Origin of the sequence: Paracraurococcus ruber, from assembly GCF_004353985.1 — a bacterium.
GTDB classification, from domain to species: domain Bacteria; phylum Pseudomonadota; class Alphaproteobacteria; order Acetobacterales; family Acetobacteraceae; genus Paracraurococcus; species Paracraurococcus ruber.
The window spans coordinates 1-2,379 of sequence record NZ_SMOA01000487.1 but is presented as its reverse complement, the minus strand read 5'-3'; the positions used below and the strand labels follow the sequence as shown (position 1 = coordinate 2,379).

Below are 2,379 nucleotides of genomic sequence, written 5' to 3'. Positions count from 1 at the left end.
GGCGGCAGGCGCCGGGACGCCTGCGGCCGGGTATCAGGCGGCCTGCCGCGCGGCCGCGGCGCCGGGCCGCAGCCGCCGCGCCAGCGGCGCGAGCCCATGCTCCACCACCGGGATCGCCGCCGCCCCGACCAGGAGCCCGAGCAGGGCGGACCCCGCGGCCGTCACCAGCCACTCCACCACGGCGCCCAGGGCGGGCACCGCCTGCCCCGCCATCAGGGCGGCCCCGTGCAGCAGGTGCGCCGGCGCGGCCAAGCCGAATTCCTCGGCGCCGTGCAGCAGGATGCCGCCACCGACCCAGAGCATCGCCGCCGTCCCGACCATGCCGAGCAGCTTCAGGGCGCCCGGCATGCCGAGCACCAGGCCGCGTCCCAGCGCCCGCACCACCCCTGTCCGCGCCCGCGCCGCCAGCGCGACGCCGGCATCGTCCGCCTTCACCAGCAGCGCCACGGCGGCATAGACCACGATGGTGATGCCGGTCCCGACCAGCGCCAGCACCATGGCCTGGGTCCAGAAGGACGCCTCCGGCACGGTGGCGAGGGTGATCGCCATGATCTCGGCCGAGAGGATGAAGTCCGTCTTGATCGCCGCGGCGATGCGCGCTTCCTCGAGGGCCCGGGCATCCGCCGGCGAGGCGCCGGTCTTCGCCTCATGCGCCTGGGCGGCGTGCGGCCAGATCGCCTCGTAGAGCTTCTCCGCGCCCTCGTAGCAGAGGAAGGCCCCGCCCAGCATCAGCAGCGGCGTGATCGCCCAGGGGGCGAACAGGCTGAGCGCGAGGGCGCTCGGCAGCAGGAAGAGCAGCTTGTTCCGCAGGGACCCCAGGGCGATGCGCCATATGATGGGCAGTTCGCGGCTGGCGGCGAAGCCGGTGACGTAGCGCGGCGTCACCGCGGCATCGTCCACCACCACCCCCGCCGCCTTCATCCCGGCCCGGCCGGCCTGCGCCGCCACGTCGTCGAGCGAGGCCGCGGCCGCCTTGGCCAGGGCCGCGATATCGTCCAGCAATGCGATCAGGCCAGTGCTCACGGCTGCTCCCCAATGCTGCACGCCAGCGCTGCAACAGCCGCGGAGCGGGATTGTTCCGCGCCGCCCGGTCGCGAGGGGGGGGCGGCGGCTCGAAGCCTGGCACGGAGGGCCACCGGCGACCGGCCGGCGGGGAAAGGTCCGCGCCGGCCGGGAAGCCTTCGCCGCCGGTCCTGACGGCACCGGCAGGCCGGCGGCCGTCGCGCGGGATGCGGGCCTGCGGCGCGGCGCCGGGGCGGAACGGACCCGCCGGATCGTGCCGCAGGATCCTTCGGGTCGGGCTCTCAGCCCACCCGCAGCAGCGCCGGGCCGTTCAGCCGCAGCCATTCCACCGCGGCATCGCGGTGGGGGGTCAGCCGCTCCACCTGCGCCCAGAAGCGGGAGGAGTGGTTCAACTCCCGCAGATGCGCCACCTCATGCGCCACGACATAGTCCAGCACCCAGTCCGGGGCCATGACCAGGCGCCAGGAGAAGGCCAGGGTGCCGTCGGGCGCGCAGGATCCCCAGCGGCTGCGGGTGTCCTTCAGCCGGATGGACCGGGGCGCGACGCCGAGCATGGCGGCATGCCCGGCGACCAGGACCCGGATGCGCCGCATGGCCTCGGCCTTCAGGAACTCGGCGATGCGGCGGGGCAGGGCCTCGGCCGCGCCGCCGACCAGCACGGCGCCGGGGGCCAGGGCGACGCCGGGCGCCGCCGCCGGGTCATGCCGGATGACGTGCCGGACCCCGGCCAGCGGCAGTTCCGACCCGGGGGCGAAGGGGATATGCGGGGCGAGGGCGGCCAGGCGTTCCCGCACCCAGGCCGCATGGGTGGTCAGCAGCGCCATGCCGGCGCGGCGATGCGCCCGGGCGGGCAGGGTGACCACCACCTCGCCGGCGCGGGCATCGATGCGCAGGCTGACGCGGCGGGCGCGGCTGGACCGGCGCCAGCGCACGGGGCAATCCATGGTGTCGCCCGGCTTGCCGCCGGGCGGGTTGCCGGGCAGGGCCGCCGTCGCCGCTTCGGTCTCATCCATGGCCGGGACCATGCGCCGGCCGACGCACCGGTTCAACGCCTTGACACGGCTCGTTGCGGAATGGTCGGGGCGAGAGGGCGCGAGCGCCAGGTCCCGGCCGCGACCCATGGCAGGGCGGCCGGGACCGGCGCCATCACCCCGGGGCCAGTCGCCCGGGCGGTGCGCCGGGGGCCGGGGGCCCATGGGGCCAGGGCGGCCCGGCCGCGGGCGCCGCGCGGCCCGAAGCGTGAACCCGCCCTGCGATCAACGGGTTGCAGCGATGCCGGGCGGGCGCCGTGCCGCAACCCGCCGGGGGCCGGCGGCAGTCAGGCCTTGCCCCGGCCCCCCGGGGCCAGGGCAGGTC

The 2,379-nt window shown here is 76.8% G+C and carries 2 protein-coding genes; both read right to left on the bottom strand.

Translation table 11 applies throughout. The annotated features are described in order from the left end of the window. Nucleotides 1-33 precede the first annotated feature (33 nt). Entirely contained in the window at nucleotides 34-1,023 is a 990-nt protein-coding gene (locus E2C05_RS31050) for a DUF808 domain-containing protein (protein ID WP_133223470.1), read from the bottom strand. Between the two features lie 281 nt (nucleotides 1,024-1,304). Next, nucleotides 1,305-2,036, bottom strand: a complete 732-nt coding sequence (locus E2C05_RS31045; protein ID WP_192912559.1) for a M48 family metallopeptidase — start codon at nucleotides 2,034-2,036, stop codon at nucleotides 1,305-1,307. Nucleotides 2,037-2,379 lie beyond the last annotated feature (343 nt).

What these genes read in the sequence shown, in the direction of transcription:
- E2C05_RS31045 (WP_192912559.1), bottom strand. Translation starts at nt 2,036, where the DNA reads ATGGATGAGACCGAAGCGGCGACGGCGGCCCTGCCCGGCAACCCGCCC.